24 protein-coding genes and 1 other RNA gene are annotated in these 19,977 nt (G+C 60.0%); 12 read left to right on the top strand and 13 right to left on the bottom strand.

All coding sequences use genetic code 11. The features are described from left to right. Positions 1-8 precede the first annotated feature (8 nt). The 7 genes from tnpB to PRJ_RS22885 form a co-directional block, all read right to left on the bottom strand. Complete coding sequence (gene tnpB, locus PRJ_RS22915) at positions 9-368, bottom strand: IS66 family insertion sequence element accessory protein TnpB (protein WP_010954006.1); 360 nt, start codon at positions 366-368, stop codon at positions 9-11. Between the two features lie 81 nt (positions 369-449). Beyond that, positions 450-641, bottom strand: coding sequence for a hypothetical protein (locus PRJ_RS22910; RefSeq protein WP_256597876.1), 192 nt, complete (start codon positions 639-641; stop codon positions 450-452). 260 nt (positions 642-901) lie between these two features. Continuing rightward, a complete protein-coding gene (locus PRJ_RS22905; protein ID WP_104962522.1) occupies positions 902-1,159 on the bottom strand; it encodes a bacteriocin immunity protein in 258 nt (85 codons plus the stop codon). After that, positions 1,149-1,958: an S-type pyocin domain-containing protein gene (locus PRJ_RS22900; protein WP_256597875.1), complete on the bottom strand. Its 810-nt coding sequence runs from the start codon at positions 1,956-1,958 to the stop codon at positions 1,149-1,151. Before PRJ_RS22900 ends, PRJ_RS22905 begins: the two co-directional genes overlap by 11 nt. Positions 1,959-2,137: 179 nt before the next feature. Next, a protein-coding gene (locus PRJ_RS22895) for an IS3 family transposase (RefSeq protein ID WP_104960814.1) occupies positions 2,138-3,288 on the bottom strand; the annotation gives its coding sequence in 2 pieces (ribosomal slippage) (positions 2,138-3,054 and positions 3,054-3,288; 1,152 coding nt in all). 22 nt (positions 3,289-3,310) lie between these two features. Then, positions 3,311-3,535, bottom strand: a complete 225-nt coding sequence (locus PRJ_RS22890) for a transposase (RefSeq protein ID WP_104962521.1) — start codon at positions 3,533-3,535, stop codon at positions 3,311-3,313. Positions 3,536-3,669: 134 nt separating this feature from the next. Next, entirely contained in the window at positions 3,670-4,107 is a 438-nt protein-coding gene (locus PRJ_RS22885) for a YhcB family protein (protein WP_010952432.1), read from the bottom strand. A gap of 135 nt (positions 4,108-4,242) precedes the next feature. Here PRJ_RS22885 and PRJ_RS22880 point away from each other — a divergent pair, with 135 nt between their 5' ends. The 3 genes from PRJ_RS22880 to zapE all read left to right on the top strand — a co-directional run bounded on the left by PRJ_RS22880 (position 4,243) and on the right by zapE (position 7,560). Further along, the gene (locus tag PRJ_RS22880; protein WP_104962520.1) at positions 4,243-4,878 is read left to right on the top strand and encodes an alpha/beta hydrolase; all 636 of its coding nucleotides are present in this window, start codon (positions 4,243-4,245) and stop codon (positions 4,876-4,878) included. 25 nt (positions 4,879-4,903) lie between these two features. Further along, positions 4,904-6,253, top strand: coding sequence for a tryptophan--tRNA ligase (locus tag PRJ_RS22875; RefSeq protein WP_019752497.1), 1,350 nt, complete (start codon positions 4,904-4,906; stop codon positions 6,251-6,253). 212 nt (positions 6,254-6,465) lie between these two features. Continuing rightward, a complete protein-coding gene (gene zapE / locus PRJ_RS22870; protein WP_064490729.1) occupies positions 6,466-7,560 on the top strand; it encodes a cell division protein ZapE in 1,095 nt (364 codons plus the stop codon). A gap of 106 nt (positions 7,561-7,666) precedes the next feature. On the opposite strand, the gene PRJ_RS22865 is transcribed toward zapE, so the two are convergent. Beyond that, positions 7,667-8,587: a GlxA family transcriptional regulator gene (locus tag PRJ_RS22865; protein WP_172402841.1), complete on the bottom strand. Its 921-nt coding sequence runs from the start codon at positions 8,585-8,587 to the stop codon at positions 7,667-7,669. A 190-nt stretch (positions 8,588-8,777) separates the two neighbouring features. After that, complete coding sequence (locus PRJ_RS22860) at positions 8,778-9,818, bottom strand: NADP(H)-dependent aldo-keto reductase (RefSeq protein WP_104962519.1); 1,041 nt, start codon at positions 9,816-9,818, stop codon at positions 8,778-8,780. Positions 9,819-10,076: 258 nt separating this feature from the next. Here PRJ_RS22860 and rplM point away from each other — a divergent pair, with 258 nt between their 5' ends. The 7 genes from rplM (at position 10,077) to PRJ_RS22825 (ending at position 14,940) form a co-directional block, all read left to right on the top strand. Next, positions 10,077-10,505 (top strand): 50S ribosomal protein L13, encoded by a 429-nt coding sequence (gene rplM, locus PRJ_RS22855; RefSeq protein ID WP_003251819.1) that lies wholly within the window; start codon positions 10,077-10,079, stop codon positions 10,503-10,505. Positions 10,506-10,519: 14 nt separating this feature from the next. Next, a complete protein-coding gene (rpsI, locus tag PRJ_RS22850) occupies positions 10,520-10,912 on the top strand; it encodes a 30S ribosomal protein S9 (protein ID WP_003251821.1) in 393 nt (130 codons plus the stop codon). A gap of 262 nt (positions 10,913-11,174) precedes the next feature. Beyond that, positions 11,175-11,768, top strand: a complete 594-nt coding sequence (petA, locus tag PRJ_RS22845; RefSeq protein WP_003251823.1) for a ubiquinol-cytochrome c reductase iron-sulfur subunit — start codon at positions 11,175-11,177, stop codon at positions 11,766-11,768. Next, positions 11,768-12,979: a cytochrome bc complex cytochrome b subunit gene (locus tag PRJ_RS22840; RefSeq protein WP_010952438.1), complete on the top strand. Its 1,212-nt coding sequence runs from the start codon at positions 11,768-11,770 to the stop codon at positions 12,977-12,979. Before petA ends, PRJ_RS22840 begins: the two co-directional genes overlap by 1 nt. After that, positions 12,979-13,758: a cytochrome c1 gene (locus tag PRJ_RS22835; protein WP_010952439.1), complete on the top strand. Its 780-nt coding sequence runs from the start codon at positions 12,979-12,981 to the stop codon at positions 13,756-13,758. The genes PRJ_RS22840 and PRJ_RS22835 overlap by 1 nt, the downstream gene beginning before the upstream one ends. A gap of 116 nt (positions 13,759-13,874) precedes the next feature. Further along, positions 13,875-14,498: a glutathione S-transferase N-terminal domain-containing protein gene (locus PRJ_RS22830; protein ID WP_014592290.1), complete on the top strand. Its 624-nt coding sequence runs from the start codon at positions 13,875-13,877 to the stop codon at positions 14,496-14,498. A gap of 10 nt (positions 14,499-14,508) precedes the next feature. Beyond that, the gene (locus tag PRJ_RS22825) at positions 14,509-14,940 is read left to right on the top strand and encodes a ClpXP protease specificity-enhancing factor (RefSeq protein WP_104962518.1); all 432 of its coding nucleotides are present in this window, start codon (positions 14,509-14,511) and stop codon (positions 14,938-14,940) included. Positions 14,941-15,000: 60 nt separating this feature from the next. On the opposite strand, the gene PRJ_RS22820 is transcribed toward PRJ_RS22825, so the two are convergent. The 4 genes from PRJ_RS22820 to PRJ_RS22805 all read right to left on the bottom strand — a co-directional run bounded on the left by PRJ_RS22820 (position 15,001) and on the right by PRJ_RS22805 (position 18,444). Beyond that, positions 15,001-15,579 carry a BON domain-containing protein gene (locus PRJ_RS22820; RefSeq protein ID WP_019439045.1) on the bottom strand — a complete coding sequence of 193 codons (579 nt, stop codon included), beginning with the start codon at positions 15,577-15,579 and terminating at the stop codon, positions 15,001-15,003. After that, the gene (locus PRJ_RS22815; RefSeq protein ID WP_012053657.1) at positions 15,576-16,169 is read right to left on the bottom strand and encodes a phosphoheptose isomerase; all 594 of its coding nucleotides are present in this window, start codon (positions 16,167-16,169) and stop codon (positions 15,576-15,578) included. Before PRJ_RS22815 ends, PRJ_RS22820 begins: the two co-directional genes overlap by 4 nt. 86 nt (positions 16,170-16,255) lie before the next feature. Continuing rightward, positions 16,256-16,627 carry a YraN family protein gene (locus PRJ_RS22810; protein ID WP_020190054.1) on the bottom strand — a complete coding sequence of 124 codons (372 nt, stop codon included), beginning with the start codon at positions 16,625-16,627 and terminating at the stop codon, positions 16,256-16,258. After that, positions 16,627-18,444, bottom strand: a complete 1,818-nt coding sequence (locus tag PRJ_RS22805) for a penicillin-binding protein activator (RefSeq protein WP_104962517.1) — start codon at positions 18,442-18,444, stop codon at positions 16,627-16,629. Before PRJ_RS22805 ends, PRJ_RS22810 begins: the two co-directional genes overlap by 1 nt. A 186-nt stretch (positions 18,445-18,630) precedes the next feature. Here PRJ_RS22805 and rsmI point away from each other — a divergent pair, with 186 nt between their 5' ends. Both rsmI and rnpB read left to right on the top strand, forming a co-directional pair. Next, positions 18,631-19,506: a 16S rRNA (cytidine(1402)-2'-O)-methyltransferase gene (gene rsmI, locus PRJ_RS22800; protein WP_014592287.1), complete on the top strand. Its 876-nt coding sequence runs from the start codon at positions 18,631-18,633 to the stop codon at positions 19,504-19,506. A 67-nt stretch (positions 19,507-19,573) separates the two neighbouring features. Then, an RNA gene (gene rnpB / locus PRJ_RS22795) (RNase P RNA component class A) lies at positions 19,574-19,949 on the top strand. Positions 19,950-19,977 lie beyond the last annotated feature (28 nt).

Genomic DNA, 19,977 nt, shown 5'->3' with positions numbered 1-19,977 from the left:
ATACCGAATCAGGCGACGTATCGAGGCGTCAAAACCTGATGCGGACGGTTGCGCCAGAGGTCGAAGCCATCGAGCAGCCAGTTCAGTTCCTGAACGGTCAGGACAATGGCGACGTCAGTCGGATCAGGTGAAGTTTTGAAACGTTCGGACTCCAGGCGTTTGAGCCAGAGGCAGAAGCCGTTTCGCTCCCAATAAAGGATTTTCACGCGATTGCGAGGCTTGTTGAGGAAGACGAAAAGCACTGGGTCGAACACCGCCACCTTGATATCGAGTTCGACCAGCGCGGCCAGGCCATCGATGGATTTTCGAAAGTCGACGGGCTTGGGGTAGAGGTACACTTTTTCGACTTTGGCGTCGGGTCGCATCATGGTCGGCGAGCTCCAGAAAGAAATCGGGAGCACAGCATCGGGGATCAGGTAAGCGCTTTGAATGTGGGGTTCATGGAGCGCTTACGTTTCATGGAATGGCGCGCGAGGGGGCCAGCCTTTCTTGAGGCGGTTGAGTTGGGCGGGGATGAATTGCTGGCTGTAGATTGGGTCTTCTGCGATCGCCAGCCAGAAAGCTTGGGAGAAATGGTCGAAGCTGTGGAATGTTTGACCTGCGAGTTTACGGATGATGAATTCTGGAAGAAGGCTGGCCATGGAGTCGTCCCTGGGTGAAAGGCAGGGAAAGTGTGCCCTGGGACCAGCTTTCTGTATGTCAGGGGTAGGCTGTATGTCAGTAGGATCGTTCCTGGTGATTTGTAGGAGTAGTCTTGGAGCCTGTTTATCCTCCACCGCTTTGGATGAAAAACTGCCGGGTAAATTTGCCAAATGACTCCGGGTGCGGTGCCAGCATTCTCAGCGGCGCGTCATGGCATCCGGATATGTAGAGACCCTGGGTGATCAGGGCCTCATTCTATTCAGCTAGCTTTGAAACCTTCTTTGCCATTGGCCAGGCGCCACGTTTCGACTATTTCAAGTACTTGCTCAGGCTCACCCCGGTTGCTGCCTTGCGGTCTAAAAAAAAGATCACTACCAGACGGATGCTCGGTAATTTTCTCAAAATGTTCAATCAAAGGTACCAGTACGTTGTCTGGCTCATCCTCGATAGCTGTATCGATCATTTGGAGGAAGGTAAGGAACTCTTGTTTTGTGTAATCTTCAAGTTTATTTTTCAAGACCGTCTTTTCCATAGTGAATGTGGTTGTGGGCTTTGGGCGTCAAACTTATTAAGTTGTCCATGTCATATACACCACCTTGCTCGCTGATAGGCACGACGTGGTGAATTTCGTGGGAGCGTTTGCTCATATACTTGTCATCTCTATCGACCCAAGGCGAGTATCCATGTTTTCTCATTCGACGGATGTCTTGAGGGCTAAACTGCTTCGAAAGCTCGGGGTCATTAGCCACCGCCTTCCAAAATTGCCGCCGGAACGCGTTAAAACTCCTATATTCTCTATCCCTTAGAAGATCAGCAATCTGAGCAGGAATTGGAGCACCTTCGAGGCTGGCTGCCGATTTACGCCATGTATCTGTTACCTGTGCACCGTTCCCGGTTGATGTACCAGCCTCGTATCGCGGACTCTTGAACAACACCAGAATAGGGGGTAAACCCGAGTCCATGGGAAAGGTGATGATCAACCGTTCCTGGTCCAGCAAGTCCAGCGCCGGGTAACCCTCTGTTTCGGTGCTGACGGGGTTCAGGGTACTGCCGGTGTAAACGACGGTACCGGGCGCTGCTGGCGGCAAGGTGGTGGAGCTTCCTTCTTCACCACCCGGCGCGTTGGCCGGTGTCCAAGTCAGAATCCGCTGCGGATTTTCCAGTGCAAGGCTGTAGACCAGACGTTCAGTGTCGAATGTCGCCGTGCGCACCGGTACTGGTCTGTCCCCAGGCACCACATACAGGTCCAGGCCGTTGTCATGCTCGGCCCCTGCCAACAAATACGGTAAGTCGATGCTGGTTGATGACAGAGCCAAGGCTGCAAGGTCCGGCCCGCCGGGCGGCGTAAGGCTGGCTAGTGAGGTGCTGATTAGGTACCTGCGCTCACTGTTACCCAGCGTTGATGGCCAGGCCATCGCGAGGGTGCCTACCGCAAGCGAGGAGATGGTAGTCGCAACGAAGCGGGTAATCGCCGCTGTGAATCGCCCCTGGTTTCCTAGACACTCTCCAAGCTCAGGAAATAGCGTTTCTCATACTCTACTGGAGACAGCTGCATAGCACTGCTGTGTCGGCGTTTAGGGTTATAGAACATCTCGATGTAATCGAAAATATCACTTCGGGCTTCTTCACGGGTTGTGTAGATCTTTCGTCGGATTCGCTCCCGCTTCAAAAGCTGGAAAAAGCTCTCGGCTACGGCATTGTCGTGGCAGTTTCCCCGCCGGCTCATGCTGCTGATTACATTGTTAGCCTTCAAGAAGCTTTGCCAATCTGAGCTACTGAACTGACTACCCTGATCTGAGTGAATCATCACTTGCTGCTGTGGCTTGCGTCGCCACACAGCCATCAACATTGCGTCGATAGCGAGGTCGCTGCACATCCTTGGCTTCATTGACCAACCAATTACTTGGCGTGAGAACAGATCCAGCACTACCGCCAGGTAGAGCCATCCTTCATAGGTGCGGATGTAAGTGATATCTGTCACCCAGACCTTGTTCGGTTCACTGACATTGAACTGCCGCGCGAGGTGGTTGGGCGAGGCCACTGTTGGTTTACCACCGTAAAACCCTGGACGCCGCCGATAGCCCGTTTGCGAACGCAGCCCCTCCGCCTGCATCAAGCGCCCGACTCGATTTCGTCCGCATTCCTCTCCTAGCTCACGTAGGTCATCGTGAATTTTGCGGTAGCCGTATACGCCTCCGCTTTCTAGCCAAGCGTGTTTGATCAAGCCAAGCAGACGTTGATCTTCTTTTGCTCGGGCAGATTGAGGCTCGGCCAGCCAGGCGTAGTAGCCGCTGGGGTGCACCTTGAGGGTTTGGCAAAGGCGCCGCACCGGGTAATCAGTCGAGTGCTTCTTGATGAAGGCGTACTTTAACCGCACTCCTTGGCAAAGTACGCGGCGGCCTTTTTTAAGATGTCTCGCTCTTCCGTCACGCGCTTGAGTTCAGCGCGCAGCTTGCGCAGTTCGGCCTGCTGATCGTCGTCTTGCTGACGCTGCTCTTGGGGCTTGCTGTAGACCTTGATCCAGGCATAAAGGCTGTGCACGGACATGCCCAGGCGCTGGGCAACATCGGCGACGGGCTTGCCTTTCTCGGTGACTTGCTTGACCGCTTCGATCTTGAATTCTTCAGGGTAACGCTGACGACTCATGGCACCTCCTATTTGGGCCTCATTATGAGGCTTGGAGGTGTCTACGAAACCAGGGGCGATTCACACTGGTATAGCGCCGCCCATGCGAGCCTGGACCAATGCCATTATTGGCCTGATAACTGGCCACCCAGCGTCGAAGCAGGCTGAAATCGATACCTAAGTGTTGAGCCACCTTTCGGAAACCGTTGCTGCCATCCAGGTAGGCTGTGATCGCTGTGAGCTTGAATTGCTCGGTGTACTTACCCATAGATCCCCCAAGGGTTGGATTGGTGTCCAACTTCTTGGGGGCAGTCCAGCCTGTGGGAGCGGGCGTGCCCGCGAAGGGGCCAGTGAATCCAGCCCACAAAAAAGGCCTCTTGCGAGGCCTTTGTCACATTCAGATCAACGCTTGAGCCCGTAGCTCTCATCCAGCATGCCCGGCGAGTTAGGCGCTTTCGGCGCATAGTCGCGCGGCACTTCGGCGGTGTCTTTAGGTGGGGTCAGGCGGTCACGCGGGCCTTGCGGTGCATCGGAGTGCAGCGCAGCCAGCAGGCGTTGGCGGGTGACGTCATCGAGGGCCAGGCTGTTGGCGCCTTCAGCCAGGTGATCCTGTACGTCCTGATAGCTCTGGGTCAGTTTCTTGACCAGCATGGCGGTGCTGTTGAAGTGGGTGACCACTTCGTTCTGGTAGCTGTCGAAGCGCTTCTGGATGTCATCCAGTTGACGCTGGGTGTTGCTCGGGGCCGCATTGGGCAGCAGGCGGGCAACAATGAAACCGACTGCCACACCGATGACCAGGGCCAGGGTTGGCAACAACCAAACAAGGAGCGAGAGTTCCACGAGTCCTTCCTCTATAAACGGCTTTGCTTTACGTTAACGGCTCAGACCTGCGCTGTATACCGCGAGCGATCGCAAATCAGAACAGAATTTCACACCTAGACGAATCGACCCTTCCCGAGGTCACGGAGTAGTGCCTTGCTTGTCCGCGAAACCCCCTTGTTCATCGATGGCCCCAGCGGCCAGCTGGAAGCCTTGTACCTGGACGTGGCCAATGCCCGTGGCGCGGTGCTGATCTGCCACCCCAACCCGGTCCAGGGCGGCACCATGCTCAACAAGGTGGTCTCGACCCTGCAGCGCACCGCACGTGATGCCGGCTATGTGACCCTGCGTTTCAACTACCGTGGCGTCGGCCAGAGCGCCGGCAGCCACGACATGGGCGCTGGCGAAGTGGCCGATGCCGAGGCCGCTGCAGCATGGCTGCGTGCCAGGCACCCCGGGCTACCGTTGGTGCTGATGGGCTTTTCGTTCGGTGGTTTCGTTGCCACCAGCCTGGCCGGGCGCCTTGAAACGGCAGGCGTCGAGTTGCAGCACCTGTTCATGATCGCCCCGGCAGTCATGCGCCTGACCGCCGAATTCCCGCTGCCGCAGCGCTGCCCGCTCACCTTGGTGCAGCCGGACGCCGACGAAGTCGTCGCGCCGCAGCTGGTTTACGAATGGTCCGAAAGCCTGCCGCGTCCCCATGAGCTGCTGAAAGTGGCAGAATGCGGACACTTCTTCCATGGCAAGCTGACCGATCTGAAGGATCTGCTGCTGCCGCGCCTTTCGAACTGAGCCAAGCCTGAATAAGCGAACACCCATGACCACGCGCATTCTTACCGGTATCACCACCACCGGCACTCCGCACCTGGGCAACTACGCCGGCGCCATCCGCCCGGCGATCCGTGCCAGCCAGCAGCCCGGTGTCGACTCGTTCTACTTCCTGGCCGACTACCACGCCCTGATCAAGTGCGACGACCCGCTGCGCATCCAGCGCTCGCGCCTGGAAATCGCCGCCACCTGGCTGGCCGGTGGCCTGGACCCGGACAAGGTGACCTTCTATCGCCAGTCCGACATCCCGGAAATCCCCGAGCTGACTTGGCTGCTGACCTGCGTTGCCGCCAAAGGCCTGCTGAACCGCGCGCATGCCTACAAGGCCTCGGTGGACAAGAACGTCGAGAACGGTGAAGACCCGGACGCCGGCGTGACCATGGGCTTGTTCAGCTACCCGGTGCTGATGGCCGCCGATATCCTGATGTTCAACGCCAACAAGGTGCCGGTCGGTCGTGACCAGATCCAGCACGTGGAAATGGCCCGCGATATCGGCCAGCGCTTCAATCACCTGTTCGGCCAAGGCAAGGACTTCTTCGCCTTGCCGGAGGCTGTGATCGAGGAAAGCGTGGCGACCCTGCCGGGCCTGGACGGGCGCAAGATGTCCAAGAGCTATGACAACACCATCCCGTTGTTCACCAGCGCCAAGGACATGAAAGACGCCATCTCGCGCATCGTCACCGATTCGCGCGCGCCCGGTGAGGCGAAAGACCCGGACAACGCGCACCTGTTCACCCTGTACCAGGCCTTCTCCACGCCTGAACAATGCGCCGGTTTCCGCGAAGAGCTGCTGCAGGGCCTGGGCTGGGGCGATGCCAAGCAGCGCCTGTTCCAGCTGCTGGACGGCCAGCTGGCCGAGAAGCGCGAGTACTATCACCAGTTGATCGCCCGGCCGGCGGACCTGGAAGACATCCTGCTGGCTGGCGCCGCCAAGGCCCGCAAGATCGCCACGCCGTTCCTCGAGCAGCTGCGCGAGGCCGTTGGCCTGCGTTCATTCCGCAGCAGCGTGCAGGCCACCGCCGAAGTGAAGAAAAAAGCCACCAAGAGCGCGCGTTTTGTCAGCTTCCGTGATGAAGACGGCAGCTTCCGCTTCCGCCTGCTGGCCGCTGACGGCGAGCAACTGCTGTTGTCGCGCAGCTTCGCCGACGGCAAGAGTGCCGGCGCCGTGAGCAAGCAGCTGCAGCAAGGTGGCGAGGTTGATGTGCGCGTCGAAGGCCTGAGTTTCGGCCTGTGGCTCAATGGCGAGCAGGTCGCCGACGGGCCGCAGTTCGACAACGCTGAAGCCCGTGATGCGGCCATTCAGAGCCTGAACGAAGCCTTGGCACCACAGCAGGACTGAGGCTGCCAAACGGTGGGAGCAACTGTCTTGCTCAATTTCTGAAAGCTGGCGCTATCCGTGTGGGAGCGGGCATGCCCGCGAAACAGGCGCCGCGGTGCATGGCACCGGCTTTGCCGGTGTTCGCGGGCACGCCCGCTCCCACAGACTGATTGCCATTAAGCGGGCCTGTCGCTACAGTGACGGCCCGTTTTTTGTTGCCTCGCTAACGAATCATGACTCCCTTAGAACGCTATCAAGCAGATCTGAAACGTCCCGACTTCTTCCATGACGCGGCGCAGGAAACTGCGGTGCGTCACCTCCAGCGCCTGTACGACGACCTGGTGCACGCGCAGAACAACAAGCCGGGCGTGTTCGGCAAGCTGTTCGGCAAGAAGGAGCAGACTCCGGTCAAGGGCCTGTACTTCTGGGGTGGGGTGGGGCGAGGCAAGACCTACCTGGTTGATACCTTCTACGAAGCGCTGCCGTTCAAGCAGAAGATGCGTACGCACTTCCACCGCTTCATGAAGCGTGTGCACGAGGAGATGAAAACCCTCAAGGGCGAGAAGAACCCGCTGACCATCATTGCCAGGCGCTTCAGCGAAGAAGCCAAGGTGATCTGCTTCGACGAATTCTTCGTGTCGGACATTACCGACGCCATGATCCTCGGCACCTTGATGGAAGAGCTGTTCAAGAATGGCGTGTCGCTGGTGGCCACCTCCAACATCGTGCCGGACGGCCTGTACAAGGACGGCCTGCAGCGTGCGCGCTTCCTGCCGGCCATCGCCATGATCAAGCAGTACACCGACGTGGTGAACGTCGATAGCGGGGTCGACTACCGCCTGCGTCACCTGGAGCAGGCCGAACTGTTCCACTTCCCGCTCGATGACGCGGCGCACCAGAGCATGCGCGCCAGCTTCAAGGCGCTCACCCCTGAGTGCACCCAGGCGATCGAGAACGACGTGCTGATGATCGAGAACCGCCCGATCAATGCCCTGCGTACTTGCGACGACGTCGCCTGGTTCGACTTCCGCGACCTGTGCGACGGGCCGCGCAGCCAGAACGACTACATTGAGTTGGGCAAGATCTTCCACGCCGTATTGCTGAGCAACGTGGAGCAGATGGGCGTCACCACCGACGACATCGCCCGCCGCTTCATCAACATGGTGGACGAGTTCTACGATCGCAACGTCAAGCTGATCATCTCGGCCGAGGTGGAGTTGAAGGACCTGTATACCGGTGGGCGTCTGAGCTTCGAGTTCCAGCGTACCCTGAGCCGGTTGCTGGAGATGCAGTCGCACGAATTCCTGGCGCGCGCACACAAGCCCTGACGCCAGCGGCAAGCTTCAGGCGGCAAGGAAAATTCAGGGCAATGCGCGATCCGCTCTGGTTTTTCCTCGTCGCTTGAAGCTCGAAACCTGCCGCACCGGAAGCCTTTCAGGCTTCCTGCATGAACTGCTGCCGATACTGGTTCGGCGACAACTCGGTATGCTGGCGGAACAGCCGCGCAAAGAAACTGGCATCGTCATAGCCCACCTCGTAACTGATGGTCTTGATGCTCTTGCGCGTACTCGACAACAACCCCTTGGCTGTCTCGATGCGTAACCGTTGCAGGTAATGCAGCGGCTTGTCACCCGTTGCGCCCTGGAAGCGACGCATGAAGTTGCGGATGCTCATGCCGTGGTTGCGGGCCACATCCTCGAAGCGGAACTTGTCGGCGAAGTGCTCCTCCAGCCAGTGCTGGATCTGCAGGATGATCAGGTCCTGGTGCAGCTTCTGCCCGCCAAAGCCCATGCGCCCCGGGGTGTAGTTGCGTTGCACTTCGTAAAGGATATCGCGGGACACCGCACGGGCCACGTTGGCACCGCAGAAGCGTTCGATCAGGTAGATGTACAGGTCGCAGGCTGAAGTTGCACCGCCGGCGCAATAGATATTGTCGGCATCGGTCAGGTGCTTGTCCTGGTTCAGGCGGATCTGCGGGAAGCGTTCGGCAAAGCTGTTGAAGAAGCGCCAGTAGGTGGTCGCCTCCTTGCCATCGAGCAGGCCGGATTCGGCCAGCCAGAATACACCACTGGCCTCGGCGCACAGCACCGCGCCACGCGCGTGCTGTTCACGCAGCCACGGCAGCACCTGTGGATAACGTTGCAGCAGGTTGTCGAAATCATCCCAGTAGGCAGGGAGGATGATCACATCAGCGTCGTCCAGGCCGCCGTCAACCGGTAACTGCACATTGCTGAAGCTGTCCACGGGCTGGCTGTCGGGGCTCACCAGGCGGATTTCGAACATGGGCTGCAAGCCCAGGCCCAGCTGCTTGCTGTAGCGCAGGCTGGCGAGGTGGAAGAAGTCCTTGGCCTGCATCAAGGTCGAAGCGAACACCTTGTCAATGGCCAGGATGCTGACGCGCCGCAGCGACGCTGAGGGTTGGGTAAACATCATTGTCATTGTTCTTATAGGGTAGAGTGGTCAATCACCGGCTGGATCGTCTTATTTTTTGGCGATTGTGTCTACCCCATGTAACAGCGGCGCGAAGCGGGGCGCAGTGTTTGGCTCAAGGCGCCGGGTTGGGCTGCTCCTGATGAATGGCTTCGATCGCTGTCAGCAGATCGGCGCTCAGGTTCAGTTCAAGGCTGGCCAGGTTGCTGTCCAGTTGCTGCAGGCTGGTGGCGCCAATGATGTTGCTGGTCACGAACGGCTGTCGGGTGACGAACGCCAGGGCCATTTGCGCCGGGTCCAGGCCGTGCTCGCGGGCCAACTGCACGTAGCGGCTACAGGCCGCCACGGTCTGTGGGTTGGAGTAACGGGCAAAGCGGCTGAACAGGGTCAGGCGTGCATTGTCTGGCCGTGCGCCGTTCTCGTACTTGCCCGAGAGCATGCCGAAGGCCAGCGGCGAATAGGCCAGCAGGCCACATTGCTCGCGTATGGCCACTTCTGCCAGGCCCACCTCGAAGCTGCGGTTGAGCAGGTTGTACGGGTTCTGGATCGATACCGCCCGTGGCCAGCCCCGGCTCTCGGCCAGCTGCAGGAATTTCATGGTGCCCCACGGCGTTTCGTTGGACAGGCCGATGTGGCGGATCTTGCCCGCACGTACCTGCTCGTCGAGCACCTGGAGGGTTTCTTCCAGTGGGGTGAAGTGATCCTGCGGCAGGTGCTGATAGCCCAGCTTGCCGAAGAAGTTGGTGCTGCGCTCTGGCCAGTGCAACTGGTACAGGTCGATGCGGTCGGTCTGCAGGCGCTTGAGGCTTTCGTCCAGCGCCGCGACGATGTGCTGACGGTTGTGCTTGAGCTGCCCGTCACGGATATGGCTGATGCCGTTGCCCGGGCCTGCCACCTTGCTGGCCAGGATCCACGCGTCGCGGTCGCCATGGTCACGGAACCAGTTGCCGATGATGCGCTCGGTGGCCGCGTAGGTCTCCGGGCGGGGAGGGACCGGGTACATCTCGGCGGTGTCGATGAAGTTGACCCCGGCAGCCTTGGCCCGGGCAATCTGTTCGTAGGCCTCGGCCTGGATGTTCTGCTCGCCCCAGGTCATGGTGCCCAGGCACAGGGCGCTGACGTTGAGGTCGGTACGGCCGAGCTGGCGGTATTCCATCGGTTATTCACTCCTTGGCGATAGAAGCCAATCAAAGCAGGTTGAAATTTTTCGCGCAATCTGGATAATTCAGCCCCTCTCCGCGTGGCGGAAGTGATGCACCATCACGCAGGAAGAACCCCGTCGAACATTGGCGTGCCCGACCCGAGCCCCCAAAAGCGTCTGTGTTCGGCTGCGCGCTTGCCCTTGGCAAGCTGTGCACTATCCAGTAAGATTCGCCGTCTATTTTTCGCTGGGCGGCCTCTGAGGCTTTAGAGAATGAAAACTTTTACTGCTAAACCGGAAACAGTAAAGCGCGAGTGGTTCGTAGTCGACGCCGCTGGCCAGACCCTGGGTCGTCTGGCTACCGAAATCGCTACCCGTCTGCGTGGCAAACACAAACCAGAATACACCCCTCACGTTGACACCGGCGACTACATCGTCGTTATCAACGCCGAGCAGGTTCGTGTGACTGGTGCCAAGTCTTCCGACAAAATGTACTACTCCCACTCCGGTTTCCCAGGCGGTATCAAGGAAATCAACTTCGAGAAGTTGATCGCCAAGGCCCCTGAGCGTGTTATCGAAACTGCGGTCAAAGGCATGCTGCCTAAGAACCCGCTGGGTCGCGACATGTACCGCAAGCTGAAAGTGTACGCGGGTGCTGCTCACCCACACACTGCTCAGCAGCCTCAAGAACTGAAGATCTAACGGGATAGTTCATTATGTCGGCGACTCAAAATTACGGCACTGGCCGTCGCAAGACCGCAACCGCTCGCGTATTCCTGCGTCCGGGTACTGGTAACATTTCCATCAACAACCGTTCTCTGGACGTGTTCTTCGGTCGCGAAACCGCTCGCATGGTTGTTCGCCAGCCGCTCGAGCTGACTGAATCCGTTGAGAAATTCGACATCTACGTCACCGTTTCCGGTGGTGGTGTCAGCGGTCAGGCCGGTGCGATCCGTCACGGTATCACCCGCGCTCTGATGGAATACGACGAAACCCTGCGTGGCGCTCTGCGTCGTGCTGGCTACGTCACCCGCGACGCTCGTGAAGTTGAGCGTAAGAAAGTGGGTCTGCGTAAAGCGCGTAAGCGTCCTCAGTACTCCAAGCGTTAATACCGCTTCGGCAGTCGAAAAAAGCCCGGTTCCTTGGAACCGGGCTTTTTTTTTAGCCTTGAACTAACCTGTCAGCAGTCAGTGGCCGCTTGTCGCATAGACGTAGATCAAGCAAAGCGTGGGTTGTCGCCCTTGCCGGGGTAATCACCTTGTCAGTGTGTGGATTTGTTTCTTACCATGGCGGCCAATTTTTAGTGCCATTGACACAACCTAAGTACAGGCCAGGTCCAACTGGCCAAGCAAGCTGATGGGAGAGGACTGAATGAGCAATGACGGCGTCAACGCAGGCCGGCGCCGCTTCCTCGTAGCCGCGACATCCGTGGTCGGGGCGGCGGGGGCAGTGGGGGCTGCGGTACCGTTCGTGGGGTCATGGTTTCCCAGTGCCAAGGCGAAAGCCGCGGGTGCACCGGTGAAGGTCAACATCGCCAAGGTCGAGGCAGGGCAGCAGATGGTGGCCGAGTGGCGTGGCCAGCCCGTATTCATCGTGCGGCGAACGGAGGAAATCCTTGGCAATCTGAAAAAAATCACGGGTGACCTGTCCGATCCCGAGTCCAAGGCCTCGGTACAGCCAGCGTACGTCGACCCTGAGGTTCGCTCGATCAAGCCGGAAATTCTCATTCTCGTCGGCCTGTGCACGCACCTGGGCTGCTCGCCCACCTTCCGGCCAGAAGTGGCGCCCGCCGACCTTGGGCCGAAATGGGTGGGTGGTTACTTCTGCCCGTGCCACGGCTCTCACTATGACCTGGCTGGTCGTGTCTACAAGTCCCAGCCGGCGCCTCTCAACCTGCCCGTGCCACCGCACTCTTATGAGTCGGACGAGATCATCGTCATTGGCGTCGACCAGGAGAACGCATGATGAGCAAGTTCATGGACTGGATTGATGCTCGCTTCCCCGCCACCAAGATGTGGGAAGACCACCTCAGCAAGTATTACGCACCCAAGAACTTCAACTTCCTGTACTTCTTCGGCTCCCTGGCATTGCTGGTGCTGGTCAACCAGATCGTGACCGGCGTGTGGCTGACCATGAGCTTCACGCCCTCGGCGGAAGAGGCGTTCGCCTCGGTCGAGTACATCATGCGTGACGTGGAATACGGCTGGATCCTGCGCTACCTGCACTCCACGGGGGCGTCAGCGTTCTTCATCGTGGTCTACCTGCACATGTTCCGCGGCCTGCTCTATGGCTCCTACCAGAAGCCACGCGAGCTGGTCTGGCTGTTCGGCATGCTGATCTATCTGGCGCTGATGGCTGAAGCGTTCATGGGCTACCTGCTGCCATGGGGGCAGATGTCGTACTGGGGCGCCCAGGTGATCATCTCGCTGTTCGGTGCCATCCCGGTGATCGGTGATGACCTCACCCAGTGGATCCGCGGTGACTACCTGATCTCGGGCATCACCCTGAACCGCTTCTTCGCCCTGCATGTGGTTGCCCTGCCAATCGTGATTCTCGGCCTGGTGGTATTGCACATCCTCGCCTTGCACGAAGTGGGTTCGAACAACCCTGATGGCGTCGACATCAAGAAGAAAAAGGACGAAAACGGTATTCCGCTGGATGGTATTCCGTTCCACCCGTACTACACCGTCAAAGACATTGTCGGCGTGGTGGTGTTCCTGTTCGTGTTCTGCGCCGTGGTGTTCTTCTTCCCTGAAATGGGCGGTTATTTCCTGGAGAAACCTAACTTCGAGCAGGCCAACGCCTTCAAGACTCCAGAGCACATCGCGCCGGTGTGGTACTTCACACCGTTCTACGCAATCCTGCGTGCGGTGCCTGACAAACTGATGGGCGTCATTGCCATGGGAGCGGCCATCGCCGTGCTGTTCGTACTGCCTTGGCTCGACCGCAGTCCGGTGCGTTCCATGCGTTACAAGGGCTGGATCAGCAAGGTCTTCCTGCTGGTGTTCTGCGTGTCCTTCGTCATCCTCGGCGTGCTGGGCGTACTGGCACCGACACCTGGGCGTACTTTGCTGTCGCAGGTATGCACGGTGTTGTACTTCGCCTACTTCCTGCTGATGCCGTTCTACACAAGGCTCGAGAAGACCAAACCGGTTCCGGAAAGGGTGACTGGCTGATGAAAAAGTTGATTGCAGTATTTTTGCTGGCAGTGATGCCCGCCTTTTCCTTCGCTGCCGAACATGGCCTGGAGCTGGACAAGGTCGATATCGACCTGACTGACAAGGCCGCCATGCAGGACGGCGCGCGTACCTTCGCCAACTATTGCATGGGTTGCCACAGTGCCAAGTTCCAGCGCTACGAGCGGGTGGCTGATGACCTGGGTATCCCGCATGAACTGATGCTCGAGAAGCTGGTGTTCACAGGTGCCAAGATCGGTGACCACATGCAGATCGGCATGAAGCCCAGCGACGCCAAGACCTGGTTCGGTGCTGCGCCGCCCGACCTGACCCTGGTCGCCCGCGTGCGCGGTACCGATTGGCTTTACACCTACCTGCGCAGTTTCTATGAGGACCCATCCCGCCCTTATGGGGTGAACAACAAGGTATTCCCGAACGTCGGCATGCCTAACGTGCTGGTGGGTCTGCAAGGTAACCAGGTAGTGGGTTGCAAGCAGGTGCAGACGGTGGTCGATGGCAAGAAGCAATTCGACCCGTTGACCGGCAGCCCGTTGACCCATGAAGCTTGCGATCAGCTGACCATTACGCCGAATTCCGGTACCCTGACGGCCGAGCAGTTCGACGAGAAGGTCAAGAACCTTGTGACCTTCCTGGCCTATTCGGCCAACCCAGTCAAACTGGAAAGCCAGCGCATCGGCACCTATGTGTTGCTGTATCTGGCTTTCTTCTTCGTATTCGCCTACTTGCTCAAGCGTGAATACTGGAAGGACGTGCACTGATCACGCAGTAGTTTCTGGTTGTTGAACGCGCCCGGGGTGGCCTAGCAGTATTGCCAGGCCACCCCGGGCGCGTTTTCATTTAAAGTTGCACAAGCATCCGTGCGAGGAGCCGCTACATGGGCGCAACCAACAGGTTAGCCTGCTATTCCGATCCCGCTGATCACTATTCTCATCGGGTGCGCCTGGTTCTGGCCGAGAAGGGCGTCAGCGTGCAGTTGATCGATGTCGATCCCGCCCGCCTGCCGCCGAAGCTGGCCGAGGTCAACCCTTATGGCAGTGTGCCGACCTTGGTCGATCGTGACCTGGCGTTGTATGAATCGACCGTGGTGATGGAATACCTCGAGGAGCGTTACCCGCACCCGCCGCTGATGCCGGTATACCCGGTAGCGCGTGGCAACAGCCGTCTGCTGATGCACCGCATCCAGCGCGACTGGTGTGCCTTGGCCGATACCGTGCTTGACCCGCGTAGCAGTGAAGCTGCCCGAACCGAAGCGCGCAAGGCCTTGCGCGAAAGCCTGACCGGGGTCTCGCCGTTGTTCAGCGAGTTCGCCTGCTTCATGAGTGATGAGCAAAGCCTGGTCGATTGCTGTCTATTGCCCATACTCTGGCGTTTGCCGGTGTTGGGTATCGAATTGCCGCGGCAAGCCAAGCCGCTGCTGGATTACATGGAGCGCCAGTTCGCCCGCGAGCCTTTCCAGGCGAGCCTGTCCTCCGTAGAACGTGAAATGCGCAAGCTTTAAGGAGCCGTTGATGAACTCCAGTCGCCCCTATCTGGTTCGAGCACTGTACGAGTGGATCGTCGACAACGATTGCACGCCCCATATGCTGGTCAATGCCGAATTCCCGAAAGTTCAGGTGCCGGATGGTTTCGCCAGTGATGGCCAGATCGTCTTGAATATCTCGCCAAGTGCCGTGCGTAGCCTGCACATGGACAATGATGCAGTCAGCTTCGAGGGCCGCTTCAGTGGCGTGGCTCACTCGCTGTTCGTGCCGGTTGGTGCAATCCTGGGTATCTACGCCCGCGAAAATGGCCAAGGTATGGTCTTCGAGCTGGAGCCGTCTTTGATGGATGGCGACGAGCTGGAAGACGATGATGTGCAGCCGGATGACGATGGCCCGCCAGACGATGGAGGGCAGCCGCCGCGTCCGACTGGCCGGCCAAGCCTGAAAGTGGTCAAGTAACAAAAAAGGCGATCCGGATGGATCGCCTTTTTTGTTTGGCCTGTCCAGGCAATCACTGAGTCAATCGATGTACTCGAACAGCTTGACGATCTTCTGCACGCCCGACACGCCCTGCACCACGGCAGTGGCCGAGTTGGCTTCTTGACGGGTGACCAGGCCCAGCAGGTAGACGATGCCGTTTTCGGTAATCACCTTGATGCGCGAGCTGGGCACGGCGCTGTCGGTCAGCATCTGGGTCTTGATCTTGGTGGTCAGCCAGGCGTCGTTGTTGCGCGCCAGAATGGAGGAGGGCTGCATCACTTGCAGCTCGTTGTGCACTTTCTTGACCCGCTGGACCTGGCTGGCGGTTTGCTCCGCGAGGCTCTTGAGGTCGGCGCGCGGGGTCTGCCCGGCCAGCAGGACGATGCCGTTGTAGCTGCTGACAACGATGTGCGAGCCCTTGTCCAGGTCTGGGTTGGCTTTGGAAATGTTCACGGCGGCCTTGGTCTCGATCAGCGAGTCGTCGATCTTGCTGCCGATGGTGCGCGTGCCGCGATCGTCCTCGATCGGCGAATTGCGGGTAGAGGTGAGTACCGAGCTGCAACCAGTGACGCTCAGGCACAGGGTCAGGGCCATCAGGCCGAGGCGCATAGGGGTCATTCTTCACTCCCGAACAGTTGGCTGTCGATCAGATCGCACAGGCAGTGGATCGCCAGCAGGTGGACTTCCTGGATACGCGCGGTAACTGTCGAAGGCACGCGGATTTCCACGTCCTCGGGCAGCAGCAGCGAAGCCATGCCGCCGCCGTCGCGACCCGTCAATGCTACGACAATCATTTCACGGTCATGTGCGGCCTGGATGGCCTGGATCACGTTGGCCGAATTGCCGCTGGTAGAGATCGCCAGCAGAACGTCACCGGGCTGGCCCAGGGCGCGGATCTGCTTGGAAAAGACTTCGTTGTAGCTGTAGTCGTTGGCGATCGAGGTCAGGGTCGAGCTGTCGGTGGTCAGCGCGATAGCTGGCAGGCTGGGGCGCTCGCGCTCGAAGCGGTTGAGCAGCTCCGATGAAAAGTGCTGGGCATCGCCGGCCGAGCCGCCGTTGCCGCAGGCGAGCATCTTGCCCTCGTTGAGCAGCGCATTGACCATGACCAGGCTGGCCTGCTCGATGTGCGGTGCCAGGATGTCCATTGCCTGTTGCTTGGTTTCGATGCTGGCCTCGAACAGCCGGCGAATTCGGGATTGCATGTCCATCTGGTGACCTTAAATGGGGCGGTGGCCTTTGCTACGCGCAACAACGACCAGCCCGCGATACATAGAGCAAAAAAAACGAAGTGGGTTCAGCATTCGAAGGCGTTTTTCAGCCATTGAAGCGGTCTGCCTGCATGGTGGCTACCCTGCAGGGCGACCACGTCGAAGCGGCAGGGGTAGTTGCCCCAGTGGGCCTCCTTTTGCAGGAACAGGGTGGCGGCAAGCACCAACCGTTTCTGCTTGCGCCCGTCGATACTGTCGAGGGCGCCTCCGAAGCCCGCGTGCAACCGGTAGCGGACTTCGACGAATACTACTGTATCGGCGTCGAGCATGACCAGATCAAGCTCACCGCCTTTGCATCGCCAGTTGCGTGCCAGCAACTGCAGCCCTTGCCCCTGAAGGTACTCAAGGGCTTGGGTTTCTGCCGCTTGCCCGGCACGGGTAGGCGATGCTGCGGCCATCAACGCACGGTGTCAGGCAGGCGCTTGACCTGGCCGCCGCTAAACTCGGCCCAAGGCAGCTGGCGTTCGACGCGCTGGTTGGCATTGATGCTCAGGCTGCCCGAAAGGCCAAGGACGCGGTTGTCCGGTAGCGCTTTCAGTTGGCCCAGGCGCGGCGCCAGGCTGTAGGCATCGACGCCCATGGCATACAGGCGGCCGAGGCTGCCAGCGGCTTGCGGCCACTGCTGTACAACCTGTTGACGCAGGCTGTTGCTGGTGTCGAGCAGCCACGGTGTTTCGCAGAAGCGGATGCCGTTCATGTCATTGTACTGGTTGACGTCACCGCTGGCGCTGTACAGGTTCGAGGTGGCATAGACCGGCACGTCACCGGCGTACTGGAAGTTCAGGGTCGGCTTGATCTGTTGCGCCTGTTGTGGGGTCGAGGCGAGGAAGATGAAGTCGATGTCCTGGCGGCGCGACGGTTGTGCAGCGATGCTGCCGCCCACTGTGCTTTGCAGGCTCTTGGCGCGGCCTTCGCTCTGGCGCAGCTGGAACAGGTCGGCAATTTGCTGGGCCAGGGCGACCGGCTGGGCGATGCGCTCGGCGGCGAGCAGGGTTCCGCCATTGCCTTCCCAGTCCTGGCGGAAGGCGGCCAGGACACGGTCACCCCATTCGCCGCTCGGCACCAGGGCAACGGCGCGGACCATGCCATCGGCGCGGGCGCGGCGGGCCACTTCGCGGGCTTCGTCCTCGGCAGCCAGGCCGAACTGGAACAGTTGTGGCGGCGCCTTCTGGCCAGCGTCGGCGTAGTTCAGGGCCAGTGTGGTGATCGGCAGCTGTGGTTTGGCGGCCAGTTGTTTGACCAATGGCTTTTCAAGCGGGCCGATGACCAGTTGCACGCCGGCGGCTTGCGCCTGGCGATAGAAGTCGTCCAGCGAGCCGATGCGTGAGCTGTCGAACACCTGCACCGCAGGCGCTGGCTGGCCGCTTTGCTGGGCCTGGAAGTGGGCGGCCATGAAGCCATCGCGCAGGGCGCGGGCTACACCGGCCAGCGGGCCTTCCTGAGGCAGCAGCAGGGCGATCTTGGTCAGCGGCTGGCTGGCCAGCTCCTTGAGCTTGGTCAGGGCCAGCGGCAGTTGCTGGGCGGCAGGGTGGTCCGGGTGCTGTTTGACCCAGGCTTCGATGGCCGCTTGCTGCTGCTCCAGGGTGCCGGCGCTTTTCACGGCGAAGGCCAGGCTGGTCCAGCCAGCCAGGGTCTGATCGTTGGTTGGCTGCTGCAGTTGCTCTGCAGGCAGCGAGGCGACCAAGGCCCAGATGGCGTCATTGTTGGTGCTGGCGGCCTGGCCGCCAAGCAGCGGGGCCAGCAGGATGCGCTGCTGTGCGGCAGCCAGGGCCTGGCCATCGGCTTCGAGCGCGGCGGCGTGCACACTGTAGGTGCGCGCTTGCAGGTCTGCCGGCAGTTCGGCGAGGCGCTGCAGGCTGGGGTGGGCCAGGGCGGTCAGCGCTGCCTTGGGCTGGTTGCGGCTCATGGCCAGCTCGGCCGCGAGGGTGCTGGCGAACACTTGCTGGGCCGGCTTGAGCGTGTCCAGCGGGACCTGCTCGAGAATGCGTGCGGCGCGTGGGAAGTCCTTCTGCTTGTAGGCCAGGTCGGCCGCGCTCAGGCGCAGCAGCGCGGCGTCTTCCGCAGACTTGCTGGAAGCTGCCTTTTCGAGCAGTTGCTCGATGCTGGCGTCCGGGGTGCGTGGTAGTTCGCCCAGGCTGGATGAGGGCGAGCTGGCGCAGGCTGCCAGCAGGGCGGCGAGGCAGAGGGCTGTGAGCAGCCGCAGGCAAGCGATCATGTAAAGGTCCTGTTACTCGATCAAGTTGGCCGGCAATTGTACCCAAGCACTGGCCGGGGCGCGATGTTGCTGTGTCGATCCTTCACTATAGGTGGCGTGTTCCTGATCGCCGGCGAAGTTCTTTGCGCCCTGTTGCAGGCGCTCGGGCTACAATGGCGCCTTTGATCCGAATGACAGGTGTGCGCAGTGACTGATGTGGCAGGGGCTTCGAAATCCACGGTGGGGACGCTGTATGTGGTGGCAACCCCCATCGGCAACCTTGACGACATGAGCGCCCGGGCGCTGAAGGTGCTGGCGGACGTGGCGCTGATCGCGGCCGAAGACACCCGTCATTCGATCCGCCTGCTGCAACACTTTGGCATCGATACGCCGTTGGCCGCTTGTCATGAGCACAACGAGCGTGACGAGGGCGGGCGTTTCCTCTCCAAACTGCTGGCGGGTGAAAATGTGGCGCTGGTCTCCGATGCCGGCACGCCTCTGATTTCCGACCCGGGCTATCACCTGGTGCGTCAGGCGCGGGCCGCGGGGGTGAGCGTGGTGCCGGTGCCGGGCGCCTGTGCCTTGATCGCCGCGCTTTCGGCGGCAGGCCTGCCGTCGGATCGCTTCATCTTCGAAGGCTTCCTGCCGGCCAAGCAGGCAGGGCGCCGGGCGCGCCTGGAGCAGGTGAGGGAAGAGCCGCGCACGTTGATCTTCTACGAAGCCCCGCATCGAATCCTGGAATGCCTTGAAGACATGGAGGCGGTATTTGGTGGCGATCGTCCGGCGTTGCTGGCGCGCGAACTGACCAAGACCTTCGAGACCCTGAAGGGCTTGCCGCTGGCCGAGTTGCGCGCCTTCGTAGCCGGCGACAGCAATCAGCAGCGTGGTGAATGCGTGGTGCTGGTCGGCGGCTGGAGTGCGCCGGAGGGCGAGCAGGCCATCAGTGCCGAAGCACAGCGCGTGCTCGATCTGCTATTGGCTGAGTTGCCACTGAAGCGGGCGGCGGCGCTTGCAGCGGAAATTACCGGGGTGCGCAAGAACCTGTTGTATCAACTGGCCCTTGAAAAGCAGAAAGCCGAATAGTGGCAGTTTGATATAAATGCCGTTAGCGCTTGTTCTTGCGCCCGCGTGTCGGTAACCTTGGCGGCGGAGAGTCGATCGGACAGTCGCTGCCTGTTTTTGTTCCGCAACTTTTTGTTGTGTGAGCAGCAGGGGGAGGAAAGTCCGGGCTCCACAGGGCGGAGTGCCAGGTAACGCCTGGGAGGCGTGAGCCTACGGAAAGTGCCACAGAAAATAACCGCCTAAGCACTTCGGTGCCGGTAAGGGTGAAAAGGTGCGGTAAGAGCGCACCGCACGGCTGGCAACAGTTCGTGGCTAGGTAAACCCCACTCGGAGCAAGACCAAATAGGGTTCCATCAGGCGTGGCCCGCGTCGGAACCGGGTAGGTTGCTAGAGGCGTCCAGTGATGGCCGTCGTAGAGGAATGACTGTCCTCGACAAAACCCGGCTTACAGATCGACTCTCCACCTTTCTTTCCCTGCTTGAATCGATAGCA

It is taken from the genome of Pseudomonas sp. XWY-1 (assembly GCF_002953115.1).
GTDB lineage: Bacteria > Pseudomonadota > Gammaproteobacteria > Pseudomonadales > Pseudomonadaceae > Aquipseudomonas > Aquipseudomonas alloputida.
The sequence above is the reverse complement of the archived record's forward strand: the minus strand, read 5'-3'. Positions and strand labels throughout refer to the sequence as shown.

Excerpts from the sequence above, each read along its gene's own strand:
- tnpB (WP_010954006.1), bottom strand. The coding sequence starts at position 368 with ATGATGCGACCCGACGCCAAAGTCGAAAAAGTGTACCTCTACCCCAAG.
- PRJ_RS22910 (WP_256597876.1), bottom strand. The coding sequence starts at position 641 with ATGGCCAGCCTTCTTCCAGAATTCATCATCCGTAAACTCGCAGGTCAA.
- PRJ_RS22890 (WP_104962521.1), bottom strand. The coding sequence starts at position 3,535 with ATGGGTAAGTACACCGAGCAATTCAAGCTCACAGCGATCACAGCCTAC.
- PRJ_RS22875 (WP_019752497.1), top strand. The coding sequence starts at position 4,904 with ATGACCACGCGCATTCTTACCGGTATCACCACCACCGGCACTCCGCAC.
- zapE (WP_064490729.1), top strand. The coding sequence starts at position 6,466 with ATGACTCCCTTAGAACGCTATCAAGCAGATCTGAAACGTCCCGACTTC.
- PRJ_RS22865 (WP_172402841.1), bottom strand. The coding sequence starts at position 8,587 with ATGCAGGCCAAGGACTTCTTCCACCTCGCCAGCCTGCGCTACAGCAAG.
- PRJ_RS22860 (WP_104962519.1), bottom strand. The coding sequence starts at position 9,818 with ATGGAATACCGCCAGCTCGGCCGTACCGACCTCAACGTCAGCGCCCTG.
- rplM (WP_003251819.1), top strand. The coding sequence starts at position 10,077 with ATGAAAACTTTTACTGCTAAACCGGAAACAGTAAAGCGCGAGTGGTTC.
- rpsI (WP_003251821.1), top strand. The coding sequence starts at position 10,520 with ATGTCGGCGACTCAAAATTACGGCACTGGCCGTCGCAAGACCGCAACC.
- petA (WP_003251823.1), top strand. The coding sequence starts at position 11,175 with ATGAGCAATGACGGCGTCAACGCAGGCCGGCGCCGCTTCCTCGTAGCC.
- PRJ_RS22840 (WP_010952438.1), top strand. The coding sequence starts at position 11,768 with ATGAGCAAGTTCATGGACTGGATTGATGCTCGCTTCCCCGCCACCAAG.
- PRJ_RS22835 (WP_010952439.1), top strand. The coding sequence starts at position 12,979 with ATGAAAAAGTTGATTGCAGTATTTTTGCTGGCAGTGATGCCCGCCTTT.
- PRJ_RS22830 (WP_014592290.1), top strand. The coding sequence starts at position 13,875 with ATGGGCGCAACCAACAGGTTAGCCTGCTATTCCGATCCCGCTGATCAC.
- PRJ_RS22825 (WP_104962518.1), top strand. The coding sequence starts at position 14,509 with ATGAACTCCAGTCGCCCCTATCTGGTTCGAGCACTGTACGAGTGGATC.
- PRJ_RS22820 (WP_019439045.1), bottom strand. The coding sequence starts at position 15,579 with ATGACCCCTATGCGCCTCGGCCTGATGGCCCTGACCCTGTGCCTGAGC.
- PRJ_RS22815 (WP_012053657.1), bottom strand. The coding sequence starts at position 16,169 with ATGGACATGCAATCCCGAATTCGCCGGCTGTTCGAGGCCAGCATCGAA.
- PRJ_RS22810 (WP_020190054.1), bottom strand. The coding sequence starts at position 16,627 with ATGGCCGCAGCATCGCCTACCCGTGCCGGGCAAGCGGCAGAAACCCAA.
- PRJ_RS22805 (WP_104962517.1), bottom strand. The coding sequence starts at position 18,444 with ATGATCGCTTGCCTGCGGCTGCTCACAGCCCTCTGCCTCGCCGCCCTG.